Here is a 26578-nt window from a genome sequence, read left to right as displayed (position 1 = left end):
GGTACGCCATGCTCAGCACGATGATGGACACGCCCCTCTCGCTCGCCACGCTGTTCCGCCACGCCGAGCGTGTGCACGGAGGGGCGACGATCACGACGGCCACCGAGAAGGGCGTTCGCAAGGCCACGCTCCGTGAGTGCGCCAAGCGCGCCATGCGCCTCGCCCACGCCCTCCGCGGCCTCGGCATCACGGGTGACCAGCGCGTCGGCACGTTCATGTGGAACAACCAAGAGCACTTCGAGGCCTACATGGCCGTGCCCGCGATGGGGGCCGTGCTCCACACGCTCAACATCCGACTCCCGCCGGCCGAGGTCGTGTTCATCGCCAACGCCGCCGAGGACCGCATCGTGCTCGTCGACGCGTCGCTCGTGCCTCTCTTCGCGACCATTCTCCCCGGCTGCACCACGATCGAGCACGTCGTGGTCGTGGGCGAGGCCGACGTGACCGCCCTCGCCGCCACCGGCCGCAAGGTGCACGACTACGAGGCCCTCCTCGCCGCCGCGAGCGATTCCCCCTTCGATTTCCCGGTCGTCGACGAGCGCCTCGCGGCCGCGATCGCCTTCACGAGCGGGACCACGGGTTCTCCGAAAGGTGTAGTCTACAGTCATCGTTCGGCGATGCTCCACTCGATGCAGCTATGCCTGGGCGACTCGACCGGCGTGTCGTCGGGCGATCGGGTGCTCGCGGTGGTGCCGATGTTCCACGTGTGCGCGTGGGGCCTGCCGTGGGCGTGCATGCTCGTCGGGGCGGACTTGATCCTCACCGATCGTTTCCTCCAGCCCGACGCGGTGGCGAGGCTCATTGCGAGCGAGCGGCCCACCTTCGGCGGCGCGGTGCCCACGATTTGGACGGGCCTCCTCCAGTACGTCGACAAGGTGCCGACCGACCTCTCCTCGTTCCGCATGGTGCTCGTCGGCGGCTCGGCGTGCCCGCCCGCGCTCATGAAGGCCTTCGAGGAGCGCCACAAGATGCGCATCGTGCACGCGTGGGGCATGACCGAGACGAGCCCGCTCGGCTCCGTCGCCGTCGTGAAAGATGGCCTCGACGAGGAGACCGCCTGGAAGCTGCGCATCACGCAGGGCAGGCTCTCGCCGTTCGTCGAGGCGAAGCTCCTCGGTCCCGACGGAAACGAGGTCCCCTGGGACGGCGCGACCTCCGGCGAGCTCTGCGTGCGCGGCCCGTGGGTGACGGGCTCGTACTACCCCGAGAACGACCCCGAGAAGTTCGTGGACGGATGGCTGCGCACCGGCGACGTGGGCACCCTCACCCCCGACGGGTACCTCACCCTGACCGACCGCGCGAAGGATGTCATCAAGTCGGGAGGGGAGTGGATCTCCTCGGTGTTGCTCGAGAATCTCCTCATGGCGCACCCCACCGTCCTCGAGGCGTGCGTGGTCGGTGTGCCCGACGACAAATGGGGCGAGCGCCCGCTCGCGTGTGTCGTGCCGAAGCCCGACCAGCAGGTCTCGTTCGCCCAGCTCCGCGCGTTCCTCGGCGAGAAGGTCGCCAAGTGGCAGCTCCCCGAGCGCTGGTCGCAGATCGCGAGCGTGCCGAAGACGAGCGTCGGCAAGTTCGACAAGAAGGTGCTGCGCGCGGACTACGCCGCGAACAAGCTCGAGGTGACGATCGTCGACTGATGCGTGGCTCTTCAGTCGCGGCCGGCGTCTGTCGTTGGCGAGGCCGTTGGCTCGGAGGCCAGAGCGTCCGTGCAGGCCGCCGTATCGGTCGCACCCGAGGTCCACGACAGCAAACACCGGTCGGCCGCGTCGCCCGGGGCGATGCGACGGTCCCCTTTGTGCGCCTCCTCGCCGCGTGCCTTGCGCACCAACGTGAGCCTCTCGGCCCCGGCGCCTCTGGCCGCCGCCACCTCGCGCATCGTCTCGGGCTCGACGCCGATCGTGCTGCCGTAGTTCGCGGCGACCTCGGCGTCGGTGGCCTCTGTGTCTTCGGGCGTAGCCGTGGGCTCGAGCCGCCCGGCGCCGGGGCCGACGAGCCGGTAGTTTCGGTACCTCGAGCCGTGGCAGTCGAGCGAGCCGCAGCGCACGACGAGCATGTTGCTCACGGGTCGGAAGGTGGCGAGGTCGAGGGTCGTGGCGTTCGTACGGCCTTGCTCGGGCGTGCTGCACGCGACGAGCACACCGAGGGCACCGAGCGCGAGCGCCACGACTGCGGAGGTGCGTCGATGTCGTTTCATGGTGTCCCGCCTTCCGTCGCGGACCCGTCCGTCTCCGCTCCGGCATCGGTCGCGGGGGGCGTGGGCTTCGCGGACTCTCCGATGTAGACCGCGGGAACGAGGTTCTTCGTGCCGACTTGTCCGCGGTGGCAGTCGGCGCAGCTCCCGCGTCGCCCGATGCGGGTCTTCATCGTCTCCTTCCCGGCGCCTCGTGTCAGGGTGACGTACACGGGGTAGACCGGCGTGTAGCGCCCCTCCTGAACGTAGAAGTTGCCGACGGAGTTCGTCTCGGTCGTGTAGGTCGCGCCCTTCGCGTCGACGAGCGAAACCGTGACGCCCGAAGCGCCCCGCGAGGTGTCGGGGACCCCTTGGCCTTTCGTCTCGTACACCGTGCCGGCGAGCTCGAAATCGGGCTCTCCGGGGCCGTCGCCGCCGTGGCAGGTGAGGCAGGGTTGACCGGGCCTGTGCGTCGGGCCGCGACGCACGCCGGGCGCCTCGTCACCGAGGGCCGTGACGGCGTCCGAGTGGACCGGGTTCATGCAGGATGCAAGGGCCGCCAGCGGCAAGGCCGCGGCGAGGAGCGAGGTTCGGAGCGTGTGTCGGAGCATCAAAACACGGCCTCCAGTCCGAGGGCCGAGAACACCGTGAGGCGGTTCGTCACGTAGATCGCGTCGAAGAAGGACGTCGTGTACCCGTCGACGTTGAAGGTGAGGGCGAGCTTGTTCGCGTCGGCCACGGGTCCCAGGTGGAGGCGCATGCCGAGGCCCCCGCCGGCCGTGAGGAGCGCGCCGAGCTCGCGATCTCCGGTGCGGAGGGCCGGAATGTCGCCCGGGCCGCTCGCCGTGTAGGCCCGCTCCCAGAACGAGACGGCCTTCTGCACGTGGAAGCGCCCGTGAGGCCCGATCTCGAGGCGTGAGCCCACGTCGAAAAAGACGCGCACGTCCGTGGTGCTCGCGAGGAGGGCCCACGAGTCGGCGTAGAGGCGCTCTTCGGCGCGGAGCGTGCCGAACCCGCCGTGCGTGGCGATGCGCCCGGTGAGCGCGTACCTCTCGCGGGCGAGCGGGAGCTGCTCGAGCGGTCGCGCCGCGATGCGCGCGTTCGCGACGAAATCGGGCGACGCCCCGGCGGGCACGGTGGCGGCGACGCCGGGCGCGAACATGGGCACGTAGCGGTAGGGCTTCGACTGGTCACCGCGCTCGAGGATGACGTCCGCCGAGAGGCTCGCGAGGGTCGACTTGGTGACGATCCGCGTGAGGCCGAACGAGAGGCTGTGCGTGTCGAGCGTCCGCGAAAAGACCGAGAACGGCGTGCCCGTGCGCCCGATGACGTCGTGCCCGAGGTAGTACCCGGCGACGAGGGTCATGTGCTTCTCGTCGACGTCGAGCGTGACTCGCCCGCCTCCCGTGAGCGACAGGTAGTCGTCCGTGTGCGAGACGTTGAACGAGCCCTGCGCGCCGAAGTCTCCGGGTTTGTACCCGGCCGAGAGGCCTCCGGCTTTCCGGACCTCCATCCAACGCGGAGAGGCGGTGGACACGATGTCTGGCGAGGCGGCCGACACGACGTCGACGAGCGCGTTGCCGGCCACGTTCCACCCCGAGGTGGGGCTCTCCACCGAGGCCGACACGGCGGGCGTGAGCACGCTCACCGCGACGCTGTCCTGGTAGGCCGAGACCTCCGACTTGATCCTCGTCGTGGTGGTCCCTTCGGCGCGCGCGTTCGTCGTGATCGTGAGGAGAGCCGCCGAGACGAGCCCGAGCGCGACGTGCTTCAGTTGCATCCGCATCCGCCGCCGCCCGCCGTCCCGCCGCCGGTCGCGCCCTCGTGCACGTCGTAGACGTGCTCTTCTCCGGGCCCCGAGAGGCTCCCGGGGCTCATGGTCGGGCGCGCGAGGACACCCCGCTCGTACGGCGCGACCCTGGTGCAACCTGCTGAAAATACGAAGAAAAGTGCCGCGGCGGCGAAGAGGCCGCGGGCCCGGACGGAAGACGGCATGACGTTCCTGTGGGCGTCGAGGGAAAAACGGATCACTGCGGGAGGACGATTCGCCCCGGTGCGCTCGCCGAGCCCTCGGCGGACGCTCCGTTCTGCGTGTGGCACGTGTTGCAGTCGCCCCCCGCGAGCGCCGAGGTCAATGCGCCCTTCATGGCCCGCTCTTTCCCGTTCTGCACGACCTTCACGAAGAACGAGCCGGTCAGCCTGGCCTTGTAGCTGAAGTTGCCGGCGGCGTTCACCGGCACGTCCGCGAGCACCTTGCCCGCCGCGTCGGTCGCGACCACGCGGGCCCCGGCCGTCGTGCCGTCCACGCCGTTGCAGCGATCGGGCTCGTGGGGTGTCGGATAGACCGTGCCCGCGAACGCGAAGATGTCTCCCTCTCCCTCTTTTCGATGGCATGCGTTGCAGCTCTCGCCCGGGTACATGAGCGGCCTCTGCAGCTTCGAGGTGCGGTCGGTCACGTTCGACATGCCGCCCGTGCAGGTCGGAGGTTGATCCCAGAAGGGATCGGGCTTCGCCTCGATGGCGCCGCAGGACCCCGCGGGCATGCCCTTCTTCACCCAGCTCTCGACCGTGGCGACCGTGTCGGCCGTGAGGAGGCCCGACTCCGGCATGGGCTTCACCGTGTCCTTCATGCGCAACACCACGAGGTCGCCGACCTTCTGCGCGGGATTTTGCGGGTCGGGCTTCGTGAAGTCCTCCAGGGTGACGAGCGGGAGCTTCGCGCCGCGTTTGGGCGACGCCCCGTGGCAGCTCGTGCACGAGGCGGCCATGATCTCGGCTACGCCGCAGGGCAGGTTGCTTGGCCCGGAGGGTGCGGCCGCAGGTCCGGTTCCGTTCCCGCTGCCCCCGGGATCGTAGGCGAGCGAGGGGTTCGACGAGCACGCCGCAGCGACGAGGGCCGTGCCGACGACGAACGTGAGCGAAAAGAGCGAGAGGTGCGCGCGCATGAGTGGCCTATCTGAAGGAATCGTGAGGACCGGACGAATCGCCTTGGATGACGCGGCGTCCGATGCTGAAGTGCCCGGTCGGAAAGGCGACCAGGCAGAGAATCGTCACCGCCCGCACGAATGGAACCCGCCGCCGTCGTCGTCGTCTCTCCCGCGGATGCGTCGCGTCCCGAGACGCTCGCGCTCGTGCGCGCGGCCGAAGAGTCGACGCGCCCCCGCACGATCGAGCTGCGTGTCACCTCGTCGGCCGACTTCGGCGAAGCCGCGCGCCCGGTCTTCGTCGTGCGTTGGTCGGACGACACACGGCGGGCCCACCTTCGTGTCCACGTCGCGCCGAAGTCCCCCTGGGTCGAGCGCGACCTCGGCTTCGACGAGCGCGACGCCCCCGAGGAGCGTGGTCGTGCCGTGGGGCTCGCCGTCGCGGCGATGCTCCCGGACGCCGACGACGCGCCTCCCGCCGCGCCGCCCGTGGTCCCTCGCGAGGAGGTGCGCCCCGTCGCTCCGCCTGCGCCCGCGCCTGCGCCTGCGCCCGCGTCTCGCCATTTCGATCTCGCGCTGCGCGGTCACGCCGCGTTCGGGGTCGGCGGAGAAGGAGGAGGGGTCGGTGGGCGCCTCGAGGGGCATGTCCTCGTGGGCCCGCGCCTCGGGATTTTCGGCGCCTTCGGGGCTCGGGTCGGCGACGCGACGTACGCCGAGGGCCGCGCGAGCCACCTCGTCGCGACCGCCGGTCTGTCGTTTCGTGCGCCGCTCGGCCGCCGCGTCGAGCTTGGAGGCTCGCTGGGCGCTGGCCTCGTGAGAGACGAGGTCCGGCATTTCTCGGCCGACGGGGACGATCCTCAGCCCGTCTCCGAGTCTCGCGTGCTGCCGGCAGGCTCCCTCGGTGCGAGGGGGTCGTACTTCATCTCCGAGACCGCGGCCCTCGAGGTCGGCCTCGGCGCCGACGTGGCGTTCGGGACCACCGACGTGGTCGTGGAAGGCACCGTGCGGGGCACGCTCGTCCCGGTGCGCCTCTCGGTGGAGCCAGGGGTCCGTGTTCGATTTTGACCTCTTCGTTGCCTGGTCCCTGGCGCCCCTCGGTACTCTCGAGGGAGGAGCCGAGCTTTGACCTCTCCCCTTCGACGTCCCGGGAGGGCGAGCAACCTGAGGCTCGTCGAGCCGGACCGTGACGCCCACCATGCCTCGCCAAGACGCACACCTCTGCTCGACGACAGCGAGATCCTCTCGGCGATGCGCCGTGGCGACACGAGCGCTGCGGCCGCGCTCCACGACCGAGTTCGCCCGACGGTCGATCGCACGGTACGAAGGCTCCTCGGCGCCCACGACCCCGACCGCGACGACGTCGCCCAGCTCGCCATGATCGAGCTCGTCACCACGATCGACCGCTACCGCGGGGAGTGCTCCCTCGACTCGTGGACGTCCACGATCACCGCGCGCCTCGTGTTCAAGGCGATCCGCCGTCGGCGCGTCGAGCGGAAGTACTTCGCGTTCGACGACGACCCCGGGGAAGAGGCCCCTTCGCCCTCGCGGCCGGCCCACGATCTCGGCGCGAGGGATCTCCTCCGTCGTGTCGCGGAGCTCCTCTCCCCGGTCGAGGACGTGAAGGTGTGGACGTTCCTCCTGCACGACGCGTGGGGGTACGATCTCCGCGAGGTCGCGCAGATCACCGACGTCACCGTCGCCGCCGCGCAGTCGCGGCTCGTGCGAGGGCGCGCCGAGGTGAACGCGCGCATCGCCGCCTCTCCCGAGCTCTCCTCGGCCCTCGCGAAGGTGCTCTCATGAGCGATAACTACGCGAAAAATCTCGCAGATCTCGTGGCGTCACGCGTCGCCCGGGTCGACGCGGCGGCCGCCTCGGGGCCCTCCGACGCCGAGCGCGGTGCCGCCATCGACGCCCTCTCCGTGGCCCTCGCTGGCCGCCGTCGGGCGCGTCTCCGTGGTCGGGTCGCGCGAGGGCTCGGGGTCTTCGCCGCGGCCGCCGTCCTCGTCCTCGTGGGCTCGGCGCTCGTCTCCCGTCCGCACGCCTCGACGCTCGTCCTCCGGGGGCACCCGACCGAGGGCACGCAGGCGACCCTGTCCGACGGGACGAAGGTCCCGCTCGTCGATGGCGTCCCTGTCTTGGAGGGCTCGCGCATCGACGCCACGTACGGCCGCGTCGACCTCTCGTTCGCGACCGGCACCGAGCTCTCCCTCGAGAGCCACGGCGAGGTCTCGGTGGTCGGCGCAGGGAAGACGCAGGCCTTTCGCCTCGATCGCGGGCGCTTGTCCGCGCACGTCGCCAAGCTCGGTGAGGGCGAGCGCTTCGTCGTGCGCACCGGCGACACCGAGGTCGAGGTCCGCGGCACGCGCTTCGTCGTCGAGCTCGGACCCAAGCTCGCCTGCGCAGGCGGGACCGAGACGCGCGTCACCGTCTCGGAGGGCGTGGTCGTCGTGAGGTCGCAGGGCACGGAGGCTCGTGTCCAGGCGGGTGAGTCGTGGCCCGCGTGCACCGACCCCGCGCCCCCGGCGCCCCCGCCCGTCGTGCGCTCCGCGAGCGCTGCGCCGTCGTCGTCGCCGTCGTCCTCACCGTCGTCGTCTCCTCACGCGCCGGAGGCGAAGGTCGTGGCCTCGGCCGCCAGAGAGCCCGCGGAGGCTCCGCCGAGCTCGCTCGCCGAAGAGAACGCGCTCTTCCAGGCGGGCCTCGCCCAGAAGCGCGCGGGCGACGCCCCGTCGGCGATCGCGACCTTCGAGACCCTCGTCCGAAAGCACCCGAAGAGCCCGCTCGCCGAGAGCGCGCACGTCGAGCGCATGCGCCTGCTCGCGAACCACCGCGATCCCCGCGCGCGCGCCGCCGCCAAGGAGTACCTCGCCCGGTACCCCAAGGGCTACGCGCGCGGCGAGGCGATGGATCTCGTCGGCCCATGAGGCGCTTCGGCGCGAGCCTCGCCGTGGTCGTGGTCGGCATCGGGGCCTGCCGCGGCGAGCTCCGCTTCGACGATCACGTGCTCGACGCGGGCGCCGCTGGCGACGCGTTGGCGGAGAGCGCGGTCCCCTCGGGACCGTGCACCAAAGACGGCGACTGCGGGCTCGCGACGCTCCACTGCGACGTCGACGAGGGGCGCTGCGTCGCGTGCACGAGCCACACGCACTGTGGAGGGCCGACCCCGCGCTGCGATCCTGCGCTGCACCGATGCGTCGGGTGCACGTCGAGCGACGACTGCACCTCTCCGGCCTCCTGCGATCCCGTGACCCGGCAGTGCCTCGTCGCGTGCCGCGAAGAGGACGATCTTTGCCCGAACGGCCTCCGCTGCAACGAACGCATCCGGCGCTGCGCGGCGTGCGCGGAGAGGTCGCACTGCGAGGCGCTCGGGCCGAGCTTCACGTGCGACGTGCTCACGGGCCGGTGCATCTCGTGCCGGACCGACGCCTCCTGCCCACAGGGCCGCTGCGATACGTTCCTCGGCCGCTGCGTCGGCTGCCTCACCGCCGCCGATTGCCCCGCGAGCGCGCCGCTCTGCGACATCGCCGCGGGGCGCTGCATCCCTCGCTAAAGTTCCGAAACTACGGCAAAAACGGCCGCGTTGTGCGCGGCCGTCGGGGCACCCTCAAGGGACGTGGACGGCGCCGACCGAGGCGTTGCCGTGGCACGCCGACGACGAGCAGTCGCCCATCGAGAGCATCGTCACCATGGGCCGCACGTTCGTTCCGTCGCGCGCGCCGACCTGGAGCGGGAAGGTGAGCCCCTGCGCCTGGTTCGGCGTCAGGTAGAAGTTGCCGTCGGCGTCCGAGTACGTCGAGACGGCCTTACCCGTGGCGTCGCGGAAGCGAATCTCGACGCGCGCGGCGGGCGTGGTGCCCGCGGCCTCGGTGAACACGGTGCCGCCGGCGAACCAGCGCGGCGCGTTGCCTCCTTGGCGGTGGCACGTGAGGCACGCGAGCTTGGCCGGGTTGCCGCCGTTGCCGTGGTCGTTCTTGCGCGCGTTCTGGCCGAGGGTCGCCACGTAGGCGGGCGCGCCCGTGAAGGCGTTCACCGCCGGCGGCGTGGACGAGTCGCCACCCGGGCCTCCGTCGGTGGGCGTGCTGCCGCTCGGGGTCGGCGTCGGTACGGACCCGTCCGGCGCGCTCGACGACGGCGAGCCCGTGGTGGTGCCGGTCGTGGTCGGCTTCGGAGAGGGGACGAGCGGCGCGATGTCGTTGTCGGACCCGCACCCCACACCCACACCGACACCGAGCACGGCGACGGCGACCAACACCACAGAGCTTCGTGCGCGACCCATGAGCACCTCCTCTCGAAAGGTGCCCCGACCCTCGGCGAGCGAGGCAGAAAAGTGACGTCACCCCCGAAAAAATCGCGCGAAATTCGGCCCAGCGCGGACGATTCCGCCCCCACCGAAGCCCGCGGCCCTCGCGACGTCACTTGGCGTCGGCGCTCCCGTCCTTCGGTGCTCCCGCGTCGCGCACGATCGGCACGCCCGCCTCGGCGTGGGCTTCGCCGAGGCGCAAGAACACGTCGGAGGCGACCGTGGACGTGTCGCGGCGCAAGCCGATGCGCTGCGTGGCCGGCTCGATGACGGCGAGGTCCTTCGTGATGCGGTCGCGCGCCTCGGGAGACGCATGCTCGAGCCCTTGCCGCAGCGTGCGCTCGGTCTCGCGCCACAGGGCCATCGCCCCCTCGGCCGCGCGGAACGTTCCCGAGCCGTAACGCCCGCCGGGTCCGTCGCGGAGCGAGAGGTGCTTCTGCACGCACGTCGAGTGCTCGGCCCGGAGCTCCGGCGCGAGCTTCGAGTTGTCTTTCCCGCTCCCGAGCAGCTCGTAGGTGGGGCACGCTCCGGGAATGCGCGCCGCGACGCGCCTCATCATGGTCTTCGCGACGGCCTCGTCCTCGGTCTTCTGCCCGACGATCGCGGCCTCCTTCGCCATGCCGCTCGCCACCGCCATGCGCAGCGCGTCGACGCCCGCGCCCTTTCCGTTCTTCAGCAGATCGAGCCACGCGTCGTAGCGAGGCACGGCGTAACCCTGACCGTCCCGCGCGACGAGCACGGCCACGGCGGCGCTGCTCGCTTGGTCGGCGGGCTGGGCGTGGAAGCCCGACTTCGACCCGAGCGCGTTCGCCAGGTTCGCGAGGCACGCGGCCTCGGCCCCCTTCTCGGCGTCGACCGCGCCGCAGCTCGGGAGGTCGCGGGATGCCTCCGCGAGGGCGTCGACCCCGCCTCGGGCAGCCTCCTCCAACTTTAAGATTTTGCTCATCTTTCCGCCGCAGCCGCCCACGAGCAGGGCGACGACGAGGGAGGTCGTGAGGGCTTCTTTTCGCGTGCGCACGGGGCGTAGCCTACCCCGAAATGCGAAACGCGGGCCCCTTCGAGGAGCCCGCGTTCCACCTGAGGCCGCGTGCGCGACCTGGTAGGTCACACCGTCGCGAAGGCCGCGTCCGAGATCTCGGTCGGCGACTTGTCTTCCATGGCCAAGAGCTCGGCCTTGAAGGCGACACCCGGCAAGGTGTTGCGCGCGAAGAAGATCGCCGACTGCACCTTGCCCGCGTAAAACGCCGTGTCGGGGTGCTGCGGGTCGACCTTCTTAAGCGCCTCTTCGGCGATGACGGCCTGCTCGAGCAGGAGCCAGCCCACCGTGAGCTCGCTCATCATCTCGAGGAAGCGGTTCGCCGAGAGCGGCACCATCGCCACGTTGCCCGACTGGAACCACATGAGCAGGCGCATCGCCGAGCCCGAGAGGGCCTCCGCCGCCGACCCGAGGCGCTTCACTTCGGCGCCGAGCGTGGGGTGCGAGGCGTTCGCCGTGACGAACTTCTGCACGTCGCCCATGAACGCCTGGAAGTTGGCGCCGCCGGCCTGCCCGAGCTTGCGGCCCACGAGGTCCATCGACTGGATGTGGTTCGTGCCCTCGTAGATGCTGAAAATCTTCGCGTCGCGGCAGTACTGCTCGACGGGGTAGTCGCGCGTGTAGCCGGCGCCGCCGTAGGTCTGGATGGCGGTCTCGCAGACGCGGAAGCCCTGGTCGGAGCCGTACGCCTTCATGAGCGGCACGAGCAGGTCGACCTGGCCCTGGTGGTAGGCGGCCTTCGCGTCGTCGTTGCCCTTGTAGAAGGTCACCTGGTCTTGGTGCTGCGTGAGCTTGAGGGCGAGCGCGCGGAGACCTTCGACCTTGCCCTTCATGTCGAGCAGCATGCGGCGCACGTCGGCGTGCTCGATGATCGACACGCGGGGCGCCGTGGGGTCCTTCCAGTGGGTCATGCTGGCGCCCTGCTTGCGGTCCTTCGCGTACTCGAGGGCGTTCAGGTAGGCGGCCGAGGCCACCGAGAGGCCCTGCACACCGACCGAGATGCGCGCCGCGTTCATCATGATGAACATCTGCGGCATGCCCTGGTTGATCTTCGTCTCGCCGCCGACGGGCCAGCCGATGCAGGCGTCGTTGTCGCCGAAGTTCAAGATGCACGTGGCCGAGCCGTTGATGCCCATCTTGTGCTCGAGCGCCGCGACCTGAACGTCGTTCTCTTTGCCGAGCACGCCGTTCTCGTCGTGACGGACGCGGGGCACGATGAAGAGCGTGAGGCCCTTCGTGCCGGCCGGGGCGCCGTCGACGCGCGCGAGCACGAGGTGGATGACGTTCTCGGCGAGGTCGTGATCGCCGCCCGAGATGTAGATCTTCGTGCCCTTGATGTTGTAGCTGCCGTCGGCGTTCTTCGAGGCGGTCGTCTTCGCGGAGCCCACGTCGCTGCCGGCGTGCGGCTCGGTGAGGCACATCGTGCCGCCCCAGGTGCCGCCGAACATGCGAGGCACGTAGGTCTTCTTCTGCTCGTCGGTGCCGAAGTGCGCGATGACCTCGGCCGCGCCGAACGCGAGGCCCGGGTACATGTTGAACGCCGCGTTGGCGCCGGAGAGGAGCTCCTCGAGGAGGATCTGGACGCTGAACGGAGAGCCCGCGCCGCCGAACTCGGGCGAGATGCTCATGGTCTTCCAGCCGGCCGCGTAGAGCTTGTCCCAGGCCTCTTTGAAGCCCTTGGGCGTGATCACGCGGCCGTCGACGATCTTGCAGCCTTCCATGTCGCCGACGACGTTGAGCGGTCCGAGGACCTCGCGCACGAAGCGGTAGCCCTCGGTCACGGAGGTGCGGACCTCTTCCTCGCCCCAGGCCTCGAACGGGCCTTTGCCGAGGAGCTCCCCGAGCTTGAACTGCTCGAAGAACAAGAAAAACATGTCACGGAGGTCGGCCTTGTAGCGGTTGATGGCTTGAACGGGCTTCGACACGGCGGCTCCTTCGGTTCGGCAGGGAGGGCGGGAAAAACGAGCGCGAGCACTTCGCGGTCTCGTGACGCCTTCGGGGGATGTGAGGCGCGCGCGACGAACGCGAGGCGCAGACACGAGGAGATTCTTGGACCTTTGGTCAGGTGCGTCAAGAATGAATGGGCGTTCATTCGGCGATTTTTCGGCGCACCTTTCGCGCACAAAATGCCTTGGATGCCGCGGCTCGCGCGCGCGACGCAGCTGCGCGGCGGACGGCGTTGACGCGCCTCTGTGATGAGGTGCGTCGATGAGTCCGTGGCCCGACACGACGAGGCCCGACCCGCGCGCGGATCGGGCCCGGATGGCCTACGCGGAGGTCCGAGGCCGACGCCGAATCGTCGACCTCGCAGCCGCTAGTACTCGGCGCGGACGAGGATGAACTTGTTGCACACGTTCTTGTCCGTGACCTCGGTGTACTTCGTGGCGCCCGCTTCGCTGCGGAGCCCGCCGACGCGCCCGTGCTCGGTGACGAAGAACATGACCTTCACGCCCTTGTCGCGCTGCTCTTTGATCCACTTCGTGAACGGCGCGCCCGACGACACGAACGCAGGCACGCGGTTGCCGGTGTAGAAGTTCTCGCCCTTCCAGTTCATCTGGTAGGCGACGAGAGGCTCGGCGTCGCTCTGGCGGCCGCGGTAGTAGGCCTCCATGACCTCGTGCTGGCCCCAGTGCGGCGCGGTCTTCACCATGTAGACGTCCTTGCCCCAGAGGGCGAAGACGAAGCCGAGCGCGGCGAACATGGCCACGGCGTGCCCGCGCAGGCGCTTCGCGGCGAAGAGCAGCGACACGACGATGGCGACGATCGAGAACGCCTTCAGCGCGGCGCCGAAGTCGAGGTTGTCGGGCCAGGCGCGGCGGTAGTTGTACGTGAAGAGCTGGAGGAGGCGGATCGCGCCGGGCTGATCCGAGCCCGGGGGCTTCGTCGCGAGATCGCGGCCGACGAGCACGAGGAGCATGGCCCCCGCGACCGCCGCGCCGCCGAGCATGAGCGTCTCGTGGGTGCGGCCCTCGTCGTCCGGTGCGCCGGAGGTCTGGGCGAGGCCACCGCGGTACGGCGTGCTCTCGACGCGTTTCACCTCGGGGAGGGGAGCGCTCGTCGTCTCGGGCTCTCCGCCGAGGAGCTTCACCGTCGCCGCGAGCACGCCGATGCCGGCGAGCACGAGGCCCGCGCCCAAGGCGAAGGACGGGTCCGCGAGCTCGGTCTGCTGCGCGCCGAGCTTCGTGCCGAAGAACGAGCCCGGGAAGAGCCTCGAGAGGCCGAGCACGACGAGCCCCATGCCCACGATCATGCCCGCGCCGTAGGGGATGACGCGCCCCTTGCCGGCCGAGCCCGCGCCCTCGAGCGCGTCGTCGAGGACGACCCCCACCATCATCGCCGCCGGCGGGACGGCCGGGAAAATGTAGTGGTGGAACTTCGTGCCCATGAAGGTGAAGAGCGCGAACGCAATGAGGAACCACATGACGAGGAAGATCGCCGCGTCGCCCTTCTGCTTCTCTTCGGCCTTCGCCGGGTCGAGCACGCCTTCACCTTCGCGGGCGTGCGTGAGCGCGAAGCCGAGGAGGAGGCGAGGGCTCCACGCGTCGGGTTTGCGCATCCAGTACGTGAGGCCGAGCGGCACGAGGCCCGTCCACGGGAAGAGCGCGTAGCCGAGCTGCCAGAGGTAGAACCTCACCGACGTGTCGTCGCCCTCGTTCGTGTCGTGCACGTGCGAAAACGCGCGGTTGAACATGTCGTGGAAAAAGAGGCGATCGGTGAACGGCGAGCCGTGCCGGATGTACATCGCCACGAACCACGGCGCCGCCACGACCGCGACCACGAGGAGGCCGCTCCAGATCTCGACCTTGAGGAGCTCTTGCCACTTTTTGTTGGTGGCGATGTAGAGCGCCGCGCACGCCCCGGGCAGCACGATGCCCGCCGGGCCCTTGCCCATGGTCGCGACCGCGGCGAAGAACCAAGCGCCGATGTAGTAGAGCCTGCGCACGCGGCGCTCTCCCCAGTTCACGTAGAGGAGACCGCCGAGCAAAAACGCCCAGAAGAGGCCCTGCACGCTCGGCTCGATCGCGCCGAAGAAGCGCGCGGCCATTTGGCCCGGGGTCGTCGGCGCGACGGCGACGCCACGGGGGATCGAGGCGGGGAGGGCGGCGTGGCACGCCTCGTTCCCGGGCAGACCGCAGTTGCCCGCGGAGCCGCTCTTGAACTCGTCGAGGTGGAACCGGAAGCCCTTCGGGCCCGACCCGTAGAGCACGAGCTCGACGTTGCGCGTGAGCAGGTACACGATCTGCGGGAGCGCGCAGACGAGGATCGCGCCGAAGGCGAGGTGGTAGCCGGAGAGGCGGAATTTACGGCCGAACGCGGTCACCTCGTAGAGCGCGACCTTCTCTTCGTCCTTCGCGCTGGCGGCGAGCAGCACCATGCCCATGGCCGCCGTCATCGACGAGACGAACGGCATGTCGGCCATGGTCTGGTGCGCGAGGAAGAACCAGTCGGGCATGGTCGCGAGCACGAACGCGCCGAGCATGCCCGCGCGCCGCCCGAAGACCTTCGCGACGCCCTTGTAGATGACGTACTGGGCCAAGATCGTCATGAGCACGTTCGGCGTGCGCACGACCCACTCGGGCCGCCCTATGCCGTTCATCAGCATCTGATCGGGCTGAAAATGCGTGCCGAGGCTGCCCATCGCGAGCGCCTGGACCCAGAAGTTCAAGATGGGCTTCGACCAGAACCAGCCGTCTTGCGCCCACCAGAGCGAGATCCAGTCGTCCCGCGCGAGGATCTCGCGGGCCACCTCGCCGTAGTGCGTCTCCCACGGATCCCAGAGCGAGAACACGCCCATCGCGGGGAAATAAAGGACGCCGCCGATGAGCAGCACCCAGAAGCCGTGGCGCCGGAGGAGCGGGCGCTCTTCTCCGAGCTCGTCTTTGGCGAGCGGCCCGAGCGCGACGCCGAGGCGGAACACCGAGGCGACGAACGCGACGAAGAGCACCGTCACGACGAGACCCCACGCCCACGGCATGCCGAAGAGGTTCGACTGCGCCGCCGAGATCGCGGCCGCGAAGCCCACGAACGAGCCCACGACGAGGCCGAGCGAGGGGAGCACCTTCTCGAAGGTCGTGCGCTGCGCGACGCGGCCCTCTCCGTCGCTGCCGGGGGCGAGGCCGTCGTCGAACGAGCCAATGAACCCGAGGATGCCGAGCGCGGCGACGATCGCGAAGAAGACCCCGAGCGGCACGCCGAAGCGCCACTGCGCGTTCTTCGCCATCAAGAAGAAGAGGCCCAAGAAGCCCGAGATCGCCATCGCGAGCGAGCGCTTGTCGAGCGGGTTGCCCTTCGGTCCGTCGGCCTTCTTGTCGCTGTCGGCCTTCTTGTCGCCGTCGGCCTTCTTGTCGCCGTCGGCCTTCTTGTCGCTCGTGGGCTTCTCGTCGCCGTCTACGCCCTTGGCCTCGGCAGCATCGCTCTCTTCGCCCGTGGTCTCCCCTTTGGCTTCGGCCTCGGGGGCGTCGGACTTCGTGCCCTCACGGCCGTCGTCCTCGGAGCTCTCGCCCTCGGTGCGGTCGCTCGCGCGAGCTTCGGCGTCGGGGCTCTCTTTCGCGCCCTCGCCCTTGCTCTCGTCGGCGGGGGAGGCGTCGGCCTTGGCGGCGTCGGACGGCGAAGCCTCACGCTCGGCGTTGGCGGTGTCGTCGGTGGGCCCGGGCGTCGTGTCGTTGTCGGCGTCGCTCATGGTTTCGCGTCTTCGGCAGAAAGAAGCGAGGCGCGCCCGAGCGCTGGGACCCCGCAAAGGAGCCTCGCACTTAGCAAGTTTGGGCCCGAGGGGCCACAAGCACGCGCGGGGCGCTCGTGGCCCCGTCGGGCCCAAAAAAGTGTCATGGTTCTATGTAGTTACGGGTGCTTTTCCGTCAGTCGAGCTCTTCGGCCAGGGCGCGGGCCTCCGAAAGGCGCTCGCGGGCGTCCTCGAGGGCCTTCTTCTGGGCGTGGGCCTCTTCGACCACCTCTTTGGGCGCGCGGTCGGCGAAGCCCTTGGAGCCGAGCTTCTTGGCGATGGCGGCGAGGTCCTTCTCGATGCGCTTCTGCTCGCGGAGGATGCGCTCCTTCTCCTTCGCCTGGGTCACGTGGCCGGAGAGATCGACCAGGACCTCGACGGTGCCGAGCTCGTGGGGGACGATGCTCACCATGGTGCCCTTGGGGCGCGAGCCTCCCGGGGGCTCGATCGCGGGGGGCGCGGACTTGTCGGTCTTCACGAGCACGCGGATCGCGTCGAGGCGCTCGGTGAAGAGCGCGCGGAGCTCGGCCGAGGGCGTGCGGAGCCCGAGCTTCACCTCGGCGGCCGGGTGAACCTCGTGCTCGCTGCGGATCGTGCGCGCCGCGACGATGACGGCCTGGAGCACGTCCATTTGCTTCTCGATCGCCCCGTCGACGTGGGCGTCTTTCCCGGCGCGCGGGTACGCCGCGAGCGCGATCGATTTCGTCGCGCGCGTGATCGGCAGGCGCTGCCAGAGCTCCTCGGTCACGTACGGCATCATCGGGTGGAGGAGGCGCAGCGATGCCTCGAGCACCGTGAGCAGCGTGCGCTTCGTCGCGAGCTTCTCGCCGGGGCCCGCGGCGCGGAGGCCCGGCTTCACGATCTCGAGGTACCAGTCGCAGAAGTCGTACCAGAAGAAGCGGTAGAGCTCGTTCGTCGCCTCGTCGATGCGGAAGGCGTCGATGCCGGCGTGCGCGATCTCGGCGGCGCGCGCGAGCTTCGAGAGGATCCAGCGATCGAAGAACGACGGCTCCTCGTCGACCTTCGTGTCGGCCGAGAACCCCTCGCCCAAGAGCTCCAGCGAGAGGCGCGTCGCGTTCCAGACCTTGTTGACGAAGTGGCGGTAGCCCTCGATGCGCTTCGGCGCGAGGGCGATGCGCTTGTTGCTCGGGGGGAACGTCGTGAGCGTGAAGCGGAGGGCGTCGGCGCCGTACGCGGGGAAGCCCGACTCCATCGTGGCCGACGACGGGTACGCCTTCTTGAACTTCGTGAGGGCCTCGTCCTTCGGCGCGCCGGGGAGCGTCTTCGCCATGACCTCGTCGAACGTGGCGCCGTTCACGAGGTCGAGCGGGTCGATGACGTTGCCCTTCACCTTGCTCATCTTGTCGCCGGTCTCGTCGACGATGAGCCCGTGGAGGAGCACGCGCTTGAAGGGCGGCTGCCCCATGAAGTGGATCCCGAACATCATCATGCGGGCCACCCAGAAGAAGAGGATGTCGTAGCCCGTCTCGAGATCACTCGCAGGGTAGAACTTCTTGAGAAGATTGGTGTTTTCGGGCCAGCCAAGCGTGGCGAAGGGCCAGAGCGCGCTCGAGAACCAGGTGTCGAGCACGTCGGGATCTTGGGTCCACCCTTCGCCGCACTCGGCGGGCTTCTCGCGCGCGACGCGGATCTCGCCGTTCGGCCCGTGCCAGGCGGGGATCTGATGGCCCCACCAGAGCTGACGCGAGATGCACCAGTCCTGGATGTTCTCGAGGAAGTGGTCGTAGGTCTTCTGCCACTCCTCGGGCACGATCTTGGTCTCGCCCGAGCGCACGGCGGCGAGCGCCTTCTCGGCCATGCCCTCCATCTTCACGAACCACTGCGTGGAGAGCATGGGCTCCACCGTCGTGCCGGAGCGCTGGCTCTTCGGGATCGTGAGCCTGTGTTGTTTGGCGCCGCGCGTGAGCCCCTTCTCTTCGAGGGCCTTCTTCACGGCGGTGCGCGCGCGCTCCCGCGGGAGGCCGGCGAACGGGCCCGCGGCCTCGTTCATCGTGCCGTCGAGGTGGAGGATGTTGATCTCCTCGAGCCCGTGGCGCTTGCCCGTGGCGAAGTCGTTGAAGTCGTGCGCGGGCGTGACCTTCACCGCGCCCGTGCCGAACTTCATGTCGACCAGGATCGAGTCGGTCACGATGGGGACCTTGCGGTCCACGAACGGGTGCACGAGCTTCTTGCCGTGGAGGTGCGTGTAGCGCGGATCGTCGGGGTGCACGGCCACCGCGGTGTCGCCGAGCATCGTCTCGGGGCGCGTCGTCGCTACGACGATCTCGGCGTCTTCTCCGTCGACTTTGTAGGCGAACTCGAAGAGCTCACCGTTGTTCTCCTCGTGGTCGACCTCGAGATCCGAGAGCGACGTCTGGAGGACCGGGTCCCAGTTGATGAGGCGCGTCGCGCGGTAGATGAGCCCCTCTTCGTAGAGGCGCACGAAGGCCTCGCGCACCGCCACGTTCTGGTCGGGGTCCATCGTGAACTTGGAGCGCTTCCAGTCGGCCGAGGCCCCGAGCACACGCTGCTGCTCCGCGATGCGCCCGCCGCTCTCGGCCTTCCACGCCCAAATGCGCTTTTCGAACTCTTCGCGGCCGAGGTCGAAGCGCGTCTTGCCCTCGCGCGCGATCTGGCGCTCGACCACGGTCTGCGTGGCGATGCCGGCGTGGTCGATGCCGGGCTGGTAGAGCACGTTGTAGCCGTCCATGCGCTTCTTGCGCACGAGCACGTCCTCGAGGGTCGTCATGAGCGCGTGCCCCATGTGGAGCGAGCCCGTCACGTTGGGCGGGGGCATCGGGACGCAGTACACGGGGCGCGCGTCGGCCGGGTCGTCCGAGGCGTGGAAGACCCCGGATTCATTCCAGAATTTGAACCAGCGGGCTTCCACCTCGCGGGGTTCGTAGCCCTTCGTCAGGTCCGGCGTGGCGCTCTCGTCGCTCATGACGCGCGGTATACCACGACGCGTCGACGGAGGGGCCGAAGGAGCGTCTCCTCGAAGGCTCCGCTCAGTACCACTCCCCGCCTAGGCCGAGGAGGAACAGCGTCCGCGTGATGCCGACCTCGGTCTCGGTCCCGCTCGCGAAGGTGCGCGCCTTCACGAACGTGGGCTGCACGTGGAACACGAACGAGAGGCCCGAGCGCCGCCCTGGGCGACGGGCATCGGCGCCGAACATGAAGGCGAGGCGCGCGTTCAAGCTCGGGAAAATGCCGGACTCGGCGTCGCGTTGGGCGCCCCGGAGCGTGAACGAGGGGCCGAAGCCGAGCTCGACGGTGTCGCCGAGCACGAGGGCCCCCATGGCCGCGTGGCTCATGAGGCCGCCCGCGTCCCCGGTGCCAAAGAAGAGGCCCCCGAGCGCCTGGTAGTGCAGGCCGAACGTCGATCCGAGCTGCGCGCCCACGCGGATCGCCACGGTGTGCGCCGCGGCCCGGCCGATCATGGCCCCACCGGCGGCGTCGAACCCGAAACGAACCCGGAGGCGCTCGGCGTCGTACGTCGGCTCGGGAGGCGCGGGCTCCTCGGTCGGCTTCGTAGGCTCGGCGGCCGAGGCCGCTCGGCCATAGAGACCCACGGCGACGAAGGCCCCGCAAACGACGAAGCGCCTGACCCTCGCGGGCCACGCGCCTCGCACCTTCCCCCCCATGCCCCTCATTTCGTGAGGCGGGCGATTTCTTCTTTGATCAGCGTCTCGGCGAGCTGCGGAACGACCTCCCACACCACGCGCTCGATCACGTCGCGCGAGAGCGCGAGCACCGCGTCGGCCTGCGCCGGGGTGAGCCCGAGGCCGTCGAGCTTGGGAGCGAGCTTGTCCGAAACGGCGGCTGCGACCGCCGCCTGAGGCGCGGGCGCCGGTGCGGCGGCCTCGACCTTGGCCGGAGCGGGGGCCGGGGCTTCGACCTTGGCTGGAGCGGGGGCGGGTGCGGGGGCCTCGACCTTGGCGGGGGCCGGAGCGGGGGCCGGAGCGGCCGCGCGGGGGACGGGAGCCGCCGAGGAGCCGGGCGCGTTCGGGACTTGGTCGCCGAAGATGAGCGTCGCGTTCTTGCGCACCTCGCCGCCGAGCGACGGTTGCGTGGCCTTGCTGACACCGGGGGCGGTCGTGGGAATCTGCGGCATGACGGGCCGCGCGGCGGGCGCAGCGGCGGCGGGCGCGGGCGCGGCGGGGGCCGGAGCGGGGGCGGGCGCGGGCGCAGCGGCCTGAGGAGCCGACTCGCGCGTGGCGATCGCCTTCTTCACCTTCTCGATGAGCTGCTGCGTGTCGAACGGCTTGTCGGCGAAGTCGTCGGCGCCGGCGTCACGCCCGCGGTTCTGATCGTAGGGATTGTAGCGGCTCGCGAGCAGCACGATGGCGGCGCGCGGGTTCTTCTTCCGAAGCTCGCGGGCGACCTCGTAGCCGTCCTCGTTCCCGAGCACCGTGTCGACCACGATGGCGCTCGGGCTCTCTCCGACCTTCGCCGCGGCCTGGCCGCTCTCCGCGAGGAGGACCTTGAAGTCTTCCCCGGTGAACGTGATCTCGAGCACCTTGCGCATGGTGGCGCTGTCGTCGACGGCAAGCAGAGTCTTGGGCACGGGCAGGCTCCTCGGAATCGTGAGGCGGGGCGGCGGTGCTCTCGGGGCGAGCCACGCGAAAAAACGAGCTTTCGGGGGGAAAGCAGCCCGATTCTCTCGACCTGGGGCCTAAGGTGTCAAGCTTGCTGCCTCTCTCCGCGACGAATGTTGCCCGAAGGTGCGGGCCACGCGCGGCGAAAGCCGGTTTTCTACCGCGGGCGGAGCGGCTCGGGTGGGGGCGAGCGCTCGTTTCGGCATGACCGATGGTTTCTTCTTGACGGCGAGGAATCGTGCTCGACCCGGAAGCCCGTGGGCGCGTCGTTCTGACGTGTGTTCTCGACGGCGAGCCCCTATGGTCCGCCCGTGACCACCGCACAGCCTACGCGCACCGTCCCCGAAGAGCTGTCGGGCACCCCGCTCGACGGCGCCGTGAAGGCGCTCTTCGAGCTCACGTGGGGAAAGGCCCGAAAAGCGGTCGAGACCGGCAAGATCTCGGTCGACGGGGCCGTCGAGACCGATGGTCTCCGGCGCGTCCGAAAGGGCGCCGTGCTCACGATGAACGAGCGCGCGCCCAAGCCGAGGCCCGCGGAGATCCCGGAGGGCACCCTCGTGCACGTCGACGCCCACGTCGTCGTGGTCGACAAACCCGCGGGCATGAGCACCGTCCCGTACGACGACACCGAGACCGGCACGCTCGACGAGAAGGTCCGCGCGTACCTCTCGCGCGTCTCGCGTGGCTCCGGCAACGTGCGCCCCTCGCTCGGCGTCGTGCACAGGATCGACAAGGAGACGAGCGGCCTCGTCGTCTTCACGCGCACGTGGCTCGCCAAAGAGGCGCTCTCGTCGCAGTTCCGAGCGCACACGACCACCCGCAGGTACTTCGCGATCGTGCACGGCGAGGCCCACACGAAGACGATCGTGAGCCACCTCGTCGCCGACCGCGGTGACGGCGTGCGCGGGAGCGTCGAGCGGCGAAAGGGCGGCGCGCGCGGGGGCAAGCCCGGGAGCGAAGGGCAGCGCAGCGTGACGCACGTCGAGGTCGTCGAGCGGCTCGAAGGCGCGACCCTCGTGGCGTGCCGGCTCGAGACGGGCCGCACCCACCAGATCCGCGTGCACCTCTCGGAGGACGGGCACCCGCTCGTGGGGGAGAAGGTCTACATCCGCGGCTACCGAGGCGAAGAGATCCCCGCGGAGCGGGCCATGCTGCACGCCGCGCTGCTCGGCTTCGTGCACCCGAAGGACGAGGTCCCCGTGGTCTTCACGAGGCCCTGGCCCATCGACTTCGAGCGCACACTCCGCCGCCTCGGGGGGAAGAGCCGCTTCGAGGACGTGATCGACGCGTGAGCGCACGCTCCGCGACGAGCTCGTTTGTGGCTTGAAGAACGAGACGATTGCCTAAAGCGCCGAGGCCTTCCGTCCGGCGACGAGCCCCTCGGCGAGGCCGAAGGTGAGCCCCGCGAGCTTCGGGTCGGCCGGTCCGTCCTTGGCGGCCAGGGCGAGATCGAACACGAGGCCAAACGTCACGGACTCGTCCGCCCCGAGCACCGCGACCTTCGTGTCGCACGCCGACGCCTGCTTGCGGAGGCCCTCCGAGCCGAGGGTGAGGTCGGGGCCCGCCATGCCCTTCGCGAACCTGCGCGCCGTGGTGCCGCCGAGCGTCCAGACGTTGATGGCCACGTCCTTGCCGATGGCCGCGACCGCCACGCACGGAGCGCTCACGCCGAACGTCACGGGGATCTCGGACATCTTTCCGTCGCGGGTCTGCGCCTTGAGCACGAGCCCCTTCGCCTTCTGGTCTTTCAGGGCGGCTGCGACGAGCGTGACCTTCGGCGCCTTCGCCGCGCGCATCACGACGAGCGTCACCGTCTCGCCGGCGATTTTGGGCTTCCCGGCGAGCGCGAGCGCGAGGCGCCCCTTCGCGTCGGGCCCCTCGAAGGGCACCTTGTCGGCGTTCACCGTGAGCGCGGCGTCGTCCATCGAGAGGGTCGTGGCCGTGGGCTCCGGGGGCTCGGCCGACGGGGCCGCGGACGGGGCCGCCGACGCCGTCGCCGAGGGCGCTCCCTTGTCCTTCTCTTTCGCGCCGTCCTTCGGTTTGTCGTCGCACGCGGCGAGCGAGAGCATGTGGGCGGAGAGGGCGAGGGCCAAGGCGATGCGGCGCTGCATGCGCGCACCCTAACCGAACGTGGGCCGACGAGGTATGCCCTCGTCGCTCGGGGCGATCCACGGTATGGGGCCGCGATGGCCCTCGTCCGACCGAAGCGCACCGTGGGTGTCCCGAAGAAGCCTGCGGCTCGACCCGCGGGGCCGAGCCCGACGGGGACCGCGCGGAGGGTGCCCGAGGCCAAGGCGCGCGTCTTCGCGCTCGACGTCCCTTTCGCCATGCGAGGCGTCGCGAGCGCGTGCGGGGCCACGTGGGATCGCGACCACGGCGTGTTCGTCTACCGCGGCGAGCCGCTGCCGGCGGGGCTCGCGCCCTTCGCCCCGCTCGCGTACTCGTGGGAGGCCGCGGTGCAGCGCGTGCTCGACCGCGACGCGGGCCTCGACGTGCCCCGCGCCCGCCGCGGCGGGGAGGGGAGCCTCGTCCCGCGCCCGCATCAGGCGGAGGCCATCCGGCTCGTCGTCGCCTCGGCGCAGGCCGGGCGCCCCGGATTTCTCTTGGCCGACGACGTCGGGCTCGGCAAGACCATCTCGGCGTGGGCCTCGGTGCAGAAGGTGCTCGGCGACAGGCCCGCGGCGCGCGTCCTCGTCGTTTCGCCGCTCGCGGTCCTCGCGCATTGGCGCCGCACGATCGAGGCCATGGGCGACGGCGGGAGCGACGTGGTCGTCATGAACTACGAGCGCCTGGGGAAGCTCTTCGAGGTCGCGCCCGAGGTCCGCAAAACCATCAAGAGCAAGAAGGGCCTCGCGCGGAAGGGAGAGGCCCCCGCGTTCGACGTGATCGTGTGGGACGAGAGCCACAAGTGCAAAAACCCCTCGTCGGCGCGCTCCAAGCTCGCGGCCAAGCTCACCGAAGCGGCGGGCTTCTGCCTGTGGCTCTCGGCGACCGCGGGCCAGAACCCGCTCGAGCTCTCGTACCTCGCGAAGCTGCTCGCCGCCGTGCTCGGCAAAAAAGCCAAAGACCTGAAAGATTTCGAGGCCTTCTGTCAGTCCGAGGGGCTCGGGCTCTCGCGCGGCGCGTACGGAAAGTGGGAGTGGCGCGGCGGGCCCTCCGACGTGGCGAAGGTGCGCGCCATGCTCTTCGAGCCTCACTCCAAGGGGTCGCCGCCGGCCGGCCTTCGACGTCGCCCCGAGGACGTCGCCGGGTGGCCCGCGATCCAGCGCATCCTGGCCCCGATCGAGCTCGACCCCGAAGCGCGTGTACTCTACATGGAAGCGTGGACGGCCTTCCGAAAGGAGCTCTCGCTCGCGCCGCAGGGACGTGACCCGAAGTCGGGGCTCGCGGCGGTCCTCCGCTTTCGGCAGAAGGGCTCTCTCGTCCGCGTCCCGGGCACCGCCGAGCTCGTGCGCGAGCTGCTCGAGAGCGGCCACAAGGTCGCCGTGTCCGTCGCGTTCGTCGAGACGCTCGAGCGCCTCCGCGAGGAGCTCTCGGAGGTTCGGGTCGCCGTGATCCACGGCGCGATGAGCGCGGGCGAGCGCGAGGCCGAGCGCCTCGCCTTCCAGCGTGAAGAGCGTGACGTCGTGCTCTTCACGGTCGAAGAGGGGATCTCGCTCCATCAAGGCGAGCACGGCGGGAGCCCGCGCAGCTCGGTCGTGCACGATCTCCGCTGGTCGGCCATCCAGATGGCGCAGATCGAAGGGCGATGCCACCGCGACGGCAAGTTCGCGCAGGTCTACTGGGCGTACGCCGACGGGACGATCGAGGAGCGCATCGCGAAGGTGGTCGTGCGTCGGCTCCTCTCGATGAAGGAGATGATCGGCGACGACACCGAGACCGTGAAGGAGATCGAGGCGCTGCTCGTCGGCCCGGGGGAGGGCGAGGAGTAACGGCCGCTCGGTCGCGCGCTCACCCCTCCGGCGCCGCTTCGTCGCGCGTCGCGATCGGCGCCACCTTGGCCTTGGTGGCCGCGACGTAGGCCTTCGGGCTCACGAAGATCTGCGTCCCTCGCACACCCGCCGACACGCTCACGACCTCGTGCGCGAGCGCCGACGCGTCGACGACGACGGGGAAGGCCTTCTTCGCGCCGAGCACCGTGACGCCCCCGCGCACGTACCCCGTGAGCGGCTCGACCTCCTTCAACGGCACCGGAGCGACCTTCTTGTCGCCGATGGCCTTCGCGCATGCCTTGAGGTCGAGCGACGTTCCCGCCGGCACGACGGCGAAATGCGGGCCGAGGCGCTCGCCGCGGACGAGCAAGGTCTTCAGCACTTGGGCCTCCGGGAGGCCGACCTTCTTCGCGACCGTCTCGGCCGAAAGATCGTCGAGGTCCACCGTGTATCCGCGGAGCTCGTACGGGACCTTGAGGCGATCGAGGATGCGGGCGGCGTTGGTCTTCTCGGGCACGGCACGACCGCAGTAACGGAAGCCGCGAAATCCGACAAGGAGCGGGCGCGCCAGTGATAAGGAGCGCGCCGTGCCTACCCTCGTCGAGCTCGACCGCGATCACCCTGGCTTCCGCGACCCGGACTACCGCGCGCGCCGCAACGCTATCGCGGCGTTGGCCCTCGCCTACCGCTCTGGCGAGCCGCTGCCCGCGATCGCGTACGAGCCCCACGAGACGTACGTCTGGTCGACGGCGCTCGCGCACCTCTCGCCGCTCCACACGCGGCGCGCATGCCCCGAGTACCTCGAAGGGGTGCCCAAGCTCGGCCTCCGCGAGGGGCACGTCCCTTCGTTCGACGAGGTCAACACGCGCCTCGGGGCGCACACGGGCTTCCGCCTCGAGCCTGTCGCGGGGCTCGTCACCCCGCGCGCCTTCATGGAGCGCCTCGCCGACGGCGTCTTCCTCGCCACGCAGTACATGCGTCACGCCTCGGCGCCGCTCTACACCCCCGAGCCGGACGTCGTGCACGAGATCGTGGGCCACGGTCCGCTCCTCGCCGACCCTCGGTTCGCACGCCTGAACCGCCTCTTCGGAGAGGCGACGCGCCGCACGGGCGACGACGGGATAGACGCGCTCATTCGCCTCTACTGGTACGTCCTCGAGTTCGGTGTCTACCGGGCCGAAGATGGCCTCCGGGTGGTCGGGGCCGGCCTCTTGTCGTCGTTCGGCGAGCTCGGGCGCTTCGAGGAGAAGGCCGAGCTCCGCGACTTCGACGTGGAGCGGGTCGCCGCGACCTCGTTCGATCCGACCGACTACCAAGGCGTCTTGTTCGTCGCGAGCTCGAAGGAGCGCCTCCTCGCGGACGTCGAGACCTACGTCTCCGCGTCGCGCGCCTGAGCGGGTCGCGCGGGGCGGGCAGGCCCTCATGCCCCTCACCGCGGAGCGCGCTTCCGCGGGGCGTGCTCCGCGCGAAAACCACGCAAAAACCCACGAGAAGCTCGCGCACAACGACGCGCACAACTACACGTGGGGTTGAGTAGGAAGAGCGCGCCATCCGGCGTCTCGGCAAGCGCTGCGTTTTAGCGTTGTGAACGAGGCGGCTCATGGCACGATGGCAAAATGAGGAAAGCCCGGCCCGCCGTCTCGATTTCTTCGGTTCGTTCTCCGGCTCGACGAGGGCTCGGGCTCTTGCTCGGTGCGCTCGCGATCACCGCGCCGCTCGTCGCGTGCAGCTCCACTCCCGACGAGGTCGACCCCACGCCGACCCCTTCGGCGACCACCACGGGGACCACGCCTCCTGCCTCGTGCGGCGCCCAGGGCCCGTCCAAATGCGCGCTCGGCGCCACCTGCCAGACGGCGGCCGACTGCGAGAGCACGAGCTGCCAGGGCGGAAAGTGCGTCGCGA

General features: G+C 70.0%; 22 protein-coding genes. 8 read left to right on the top strand and 14 right to left on the bottom strand.

Annotated elements, in window-relative coordinates:
* Positions 1-8: 8 nt before the first annotated feature.
* Positions 9-1637: a long-chain fatty acid--CoA ligase gene (locus IPK71_26115; GenBank protein ID MBK8217215.1), complete on the top strand. Its 1629-nt coding sequence runs from the start codon at positions 9-11 to the stop codon at positions 1635-1637.
* An 11-nt stretch (positions 1638-1648) separates the two neighbouring features.
* Here IPK71_26115 and IPK71_26110 read toward each other — a convergent pair whose 3' ends face one another.
* From IPK71_26110 to IPK71_26090, 5 genes are read right to left on the bottom strand one after another with little or no spacing between them, the layout of a single operon-like run.
* Positions 1649-2194, bottom strand: coding sequence for a hypothetical protein (locus IPK71_26110; GenBank protein MBK8217214.1), 546 nt, complete (start codon positions 2192-2194; stop codon positions 1649-1651).
* Complete coding sequence (locus IPK71_26105; GenBank protein ID MBK8217213.1) at positions 2191-2781, bottom strand: hypothetical protein; 591 nt, start codon at positions 2779-2781, stop codon at positions 2191-2193. The genes IPK71_26110 and IPK71_26105 overlap by 4 nt, the downstream gene beginning before the upstream one ends.
* The gene (locus IPK71_26100) at positions 2781-3950 is read right to left on the bottom strand and encodes a DUF3570 domain-containing protein (GenBank protein MBK8217212.1); all 1170 of its coding nucleotides are present in this window, start codon (positions 3948-3950) and stop codon (positions 2781-2783) included. Before IPK71_26100 ends, IPK71_26105 begins: the two co-directional genes overlap by 1 nt.
* On the bottom strand, positions 3941-4165 hold the full coding sequence (locus IPK71_26095) for a DUF4266 domain-containing protein (protein ID MBK8217211.1): 225 nt from the start codon (positions 4163-4165) through the stop codon (positions 3941-3943). The genes IPK71_26100 and IPK71_26095 overlap by 10 nt, the downstream gene beginning before the upstream one ends.
* Before the next feature lie 32 nt (positions 4166-4197).
* Positions 4198-5115: a hypothetical protein gene (locus tag IPK71_26090; protein ID MBK8217210.1), complete on the bottom strand. Its 918-nt coding sequence runs from the start codon at positions 5113-5115 to the stop codon at positions 4198-4200.
* A gap of 120 nt (positions 5116-5235) precedes the next feature.
* Between IPK71_26090 and IPK71_26085 the strand changes: the two genes are divergently transcribed.
* The 4 genes from IPK71_26085 (at position 5236) to IPK71_26070 (ending at position 8641) form a co-directional block, all read left to right on the top strand.
* Positions 5236-6159 (top strand): hypothetical protein, encoded by a 924-nt coding sequence (locus IPK71_26085; GenBank protein ID MBK8217209.1) that lies wholly within the window; start codon positions 5236-5238, stop codon positions 6157-6159.
* A 183-nt stretch (positions 6160-6342) separates the two neighbouring features.
* Positions 6343-6894 (top strand): sigma-70 family RNA polymerase sigma factor, encoded by a 552-nt coding sequence (locus IPK71_26080; GenBank protein ID MBK8217208.1) that lies wholly within the window; start codon positions 6343-6345, stop codon positions 6892-6894.
* On the top strand, positions 6891-8015 hold the full coding sequence (locus tag IPK71_26075) for a FecR domain-containing protein (GenBank protein ID MBK8217207.1): 1125 nt from the start codon (positions 6891-6893) through the stop codon (positions 8013-8015). Before IPK71_26080 ends, IPK71_26075 begins: the two co-directional genes overlap by 4 nt.
* On the top strand, positions 8012-8641 hold the full coding sequence (locus tag IPK71_26070) for a hypothetical protein (protein MBK8217206.1): 630 nt from the start codon (positions 8012-8014) through the stop codon (positions 8639-8641). Before IPK71_26075 ends, IPK71_26070 begins: the two co-directional genes overlap by 4 nt.
* A 54-nt stretch (positions 8642-8695) precedes the next feature.
* Here the strand turns inward: IPK71_26070 and IPK71_26065 are convergent, their stop codons facing one another.
* From IPK71_26065 to IPK71_26035, 7 genes are all read right to left on the bottom strand, one after another.
* Positions 8696-9367, bottom strand: coding sequence for a hypothetical protein (locus tag IPK71_26065; protein ID MBK8217205.1), 672 nt, complete (start codon positions 9365-9367; stop codon positions 8696-8698).
* Between the two features lie 136 nt (positions 9368-9503).
* A complete protein-coding gene (locus IPK71_26060; GenBank protein ID MBK8217204.1) occupies positions 9504-10409 on the bottom strand; it encodes a hypothetical protein in 906 nt (301 codons plus the stop codon).
* An 86-nt stretch (positions 10410-10495) separates the two neighbouring features.
* Entirely contained in the window at positions 10496-12301 is a 1806-nt protein-coding gene (locus tag IPK71_26055; protein MBK8217203.1) for an acyl-CoA dehydrogenase, read from the bottom strand.
* 440 nt (positions 12302-12741) lie between these two features.
* Positions 12742-16107 (bottom strand): glycosyltransferase family 39 protein, encoded by a 3366-nt coding sequence (locus IPK71_26050; protein ID MBK8217202.1) that lies wholly within the window; start codon positions 16105-16107, stop codon positions 12742-12744.
* A gap of 175 nt (positions 16108-16282) precedes the next feature.
* Positions 16283-19090, bottom strand: a complete 2808-nt coding sequence (locus IPK71_26045; protein MBK8217201.1) for a valine--tRNA ligase — start codon at positions 19088-19090, stop codon at positions 16283-16285.
* 64 nt (positions 19091-19154) lie between these two features.
* Positions 19155-19790, bottom strand: a complete 636-nt coding sequence (locus tag IPK71_26040) for a hypothetical protein (protein MBK8217200.1) — start codon at positions 19788-19790, stop codon at positions 19155-19157.
* A 5-nt stretch (positions 19791-19795) separates the two neighbouring features.
* The gene (locus IPK71_26035; protein ID MBK8217199.1) at positions 19796-20713 is read right to left on the bottom strand and encodes a response regulator; all 918 of its coding nucleotides are present in this window, start codon (positions 20711-20713) and stop codon (positions 19796-19798) included.
* A gap of 342 nt (positions 20714-21055) precedes the next feature.
* Here IPK71_26035 and IPK71_26030 point away from each other — a divergent pair, with 342 nt between their 5' ends.
* Entirely contained in the window at positions 21056-22036 is a 981-nt protein-coding gene (locus tag IPK71_26030; protein MBK8217198.1) for an RluA family pseudouridine synthase, read from the top strand.
* Between the two features lie 51 nt (positions 22037-22087).
* Here the strand turns inward: IPK71_26030 and IPK71_26025 are convergent, their stop codons facing one another.
* The gene (locus tag IPK71_26025) at positions 22088-22855 is read right to left on the bottom strand and encodes a hypothetical protein (GenBank protein ID MBK8217197.1); all 768 of its coding nucleotides are present in this window, start codon (positions 22853-22855) and stop codon (positions 22088-22090) included.
* 75 nt (positions 22856-22930) lie between these two features.
* Here IPK71_26025 and IPK71_26020 point away from each other — a divergent pair, with 75 nt between their 5' ends.
* Positions 22931-24676 (top strand): DEAD/DEAH box helicase, encoded by a 1746-nt coding sequence (locus tag IPK71_26020; GenBank protein ID MBK8217196.1) that lies wholly within the window; start codon positions 22931-22933, stop codon positions 24674-24676.
* Between the two features lie 19 nt (positions 24677-24695).
* On the opposite strand, the gene ybaK is transcribed toward IPK71_26020, so the two are convergent.
* Complete coding sequence (ybaK, locus tag IPK71_26015) at positions 24696-25193, bottom strand: Cys-tRNA(Pro) deacylase (protein ID MBK8217195.1); 498 nt, start codon at positions 25191-25193, stop codon at positions 24696-24698.
* A gap of 70 nt (positions 25194-25263) precedes the next feature.
* Between ybaK and IPK71_26010 the strand changes: the two genes are divergently transcribed.
* Entirely contained in the window at positions 25264-26070 is an 807-nt protein-coding gene (locus IPK71_26010) for a phenylalanine 4-monooxygenase (GenBank protein ID MBK8217194.1), read from the top strand.
* Positions 26071-26578: the final 508 nt, after the last annotated feature.

Source organism: Myxococcales bacterium, assembly GCA_016712525.1.
In the GTDB taxonomy this organism is placed as follows: Bacteria; Myxococcota_A; Polyangia; order Polyangiales; family Polyangiaceae; genus JAAFHV01.
This window is presented reverse-complemented; position numbering and strand designations above follow the sequence as displayed.

Bases quoted from the DNA above. Each gene is read 5' to 3' on its own strand.
- IPK71_26115 (MBK8217215.1), top strand. From the start codon at position 9: ATGCTCAGCACGATGATGGACACGCCCCTCTCGCTCGCCACGCTGTTC.
- IPK71_26110 (MBK8217214.1), bottom strand. From the start codon at position 2,194: ATGAAACGACATCGACGCACCTCCGCAGTCGTGGCGCTCGCGCTCGGT.
- IPK71_26105 (MBK8217213.1), bottom strand. From the start codon at position 2,781: ATGCTCCGACACACGCTCCGAACCTCGCTCCTCGCCGCGGCCTTGCCG.
- IPK71_26100 (MBK8217212.1), bottom strand. From the start codon at position 3,950: ATGCAACTGAAGCACGTCGCGCTCGGGCTCGTCTCGGCGGCTCTCCTC.
- IPK71_26095 (MBK8217211.1), bottom strand. From the start codon at position 4,165: ATGCCGTCTTCCGTCCGGGCCCGCGGCCTCTTCGCCGCCGCGGCACTT.
- IPK71_26090 (MBK8217210.1), bottom strand. From the start codon at position 5,115: ATGCGCGCGCACCTCTCGCTCTTTTCGCTCACGTTCGTCGTCGGCACG.
- IPK71_26085 (MBK8217209.1), top strand. From the start codon at position 5,236: ATGGAACCCGCCGCCGTCGTCGTCGTCTCTCCCGCGGATGCGTCGCGT.
- IPK71_26080 (MBK8217208.1), top strand. From the start codon at position 6,343: ATGCGCCGTGGCGACACGAGCGCTGCGGCCGCGCTCCACGACCGAGTT.
- IPK71_26075 (MBK8217207.1), top strand. From the start codon at position 6,891: ATGAGCGATAACTACGCGAAAAATCTCGCAGATCTCGTGGCGTCACGC.
- IPK71_26070 (MBK8217206.1), top strand. From the start codon at position 8,012: ATGAGGCGCTTCGGCGCGAGCCTCGCCGTGGTCGTGGTCGGCATCGGG.
- IPK71_26065 (MBK8217205.1), bottom strand. From the start codon at position 9,367: ATGGGTCGCGCACGAAGCTCTGTGGTGTTGGTCGCCGTCGCCGTGCTC.
- IPK71_26055 (MBK8217203.1), bottom strand. From the start codon at position 12,301: ATGTTTTTCTTGTTCTTCGAGCAGTTCAAGCTCGGGGAGCTCCTCGGC.
- IPK71_26050 (MBK8217202.1), bottom strand. From the start codon at position 16,107: ATGAGCGACGCCGACAACGACACGACGCCCGGGCCCACCGACGACACC.
- IPK71_26045 (MBK8217201.1), bottom strand. From the start codon at position 19,090: ATGAGCGACGAGAGCGCCACGCCGGACCTGACGAAGGGCTACGAACCC.
- IPK71_26040 (MBK8217200.1), bottom strand. From the start codon at position 19,790: ATGGGGGGGAAGGTGCGAGGCGCGTGGCCCGCGAGGGTCAGGCGCTTC.
- IPK71_26025 (MBK8217197.1), bottom strand. From the start codon at position 22,855: ATGCAGCGCCGCATCGCCTTGGCCCTCGCCCTCTCCGCCCACATGCTC.
- IPK71_26020 (MBK8217196.1), top strand. From the start codon at position 22,931: ATGGCCCTCGTCCGACCGAAGCGCACCGTGGGTGTCCCGAAGAAGCCT.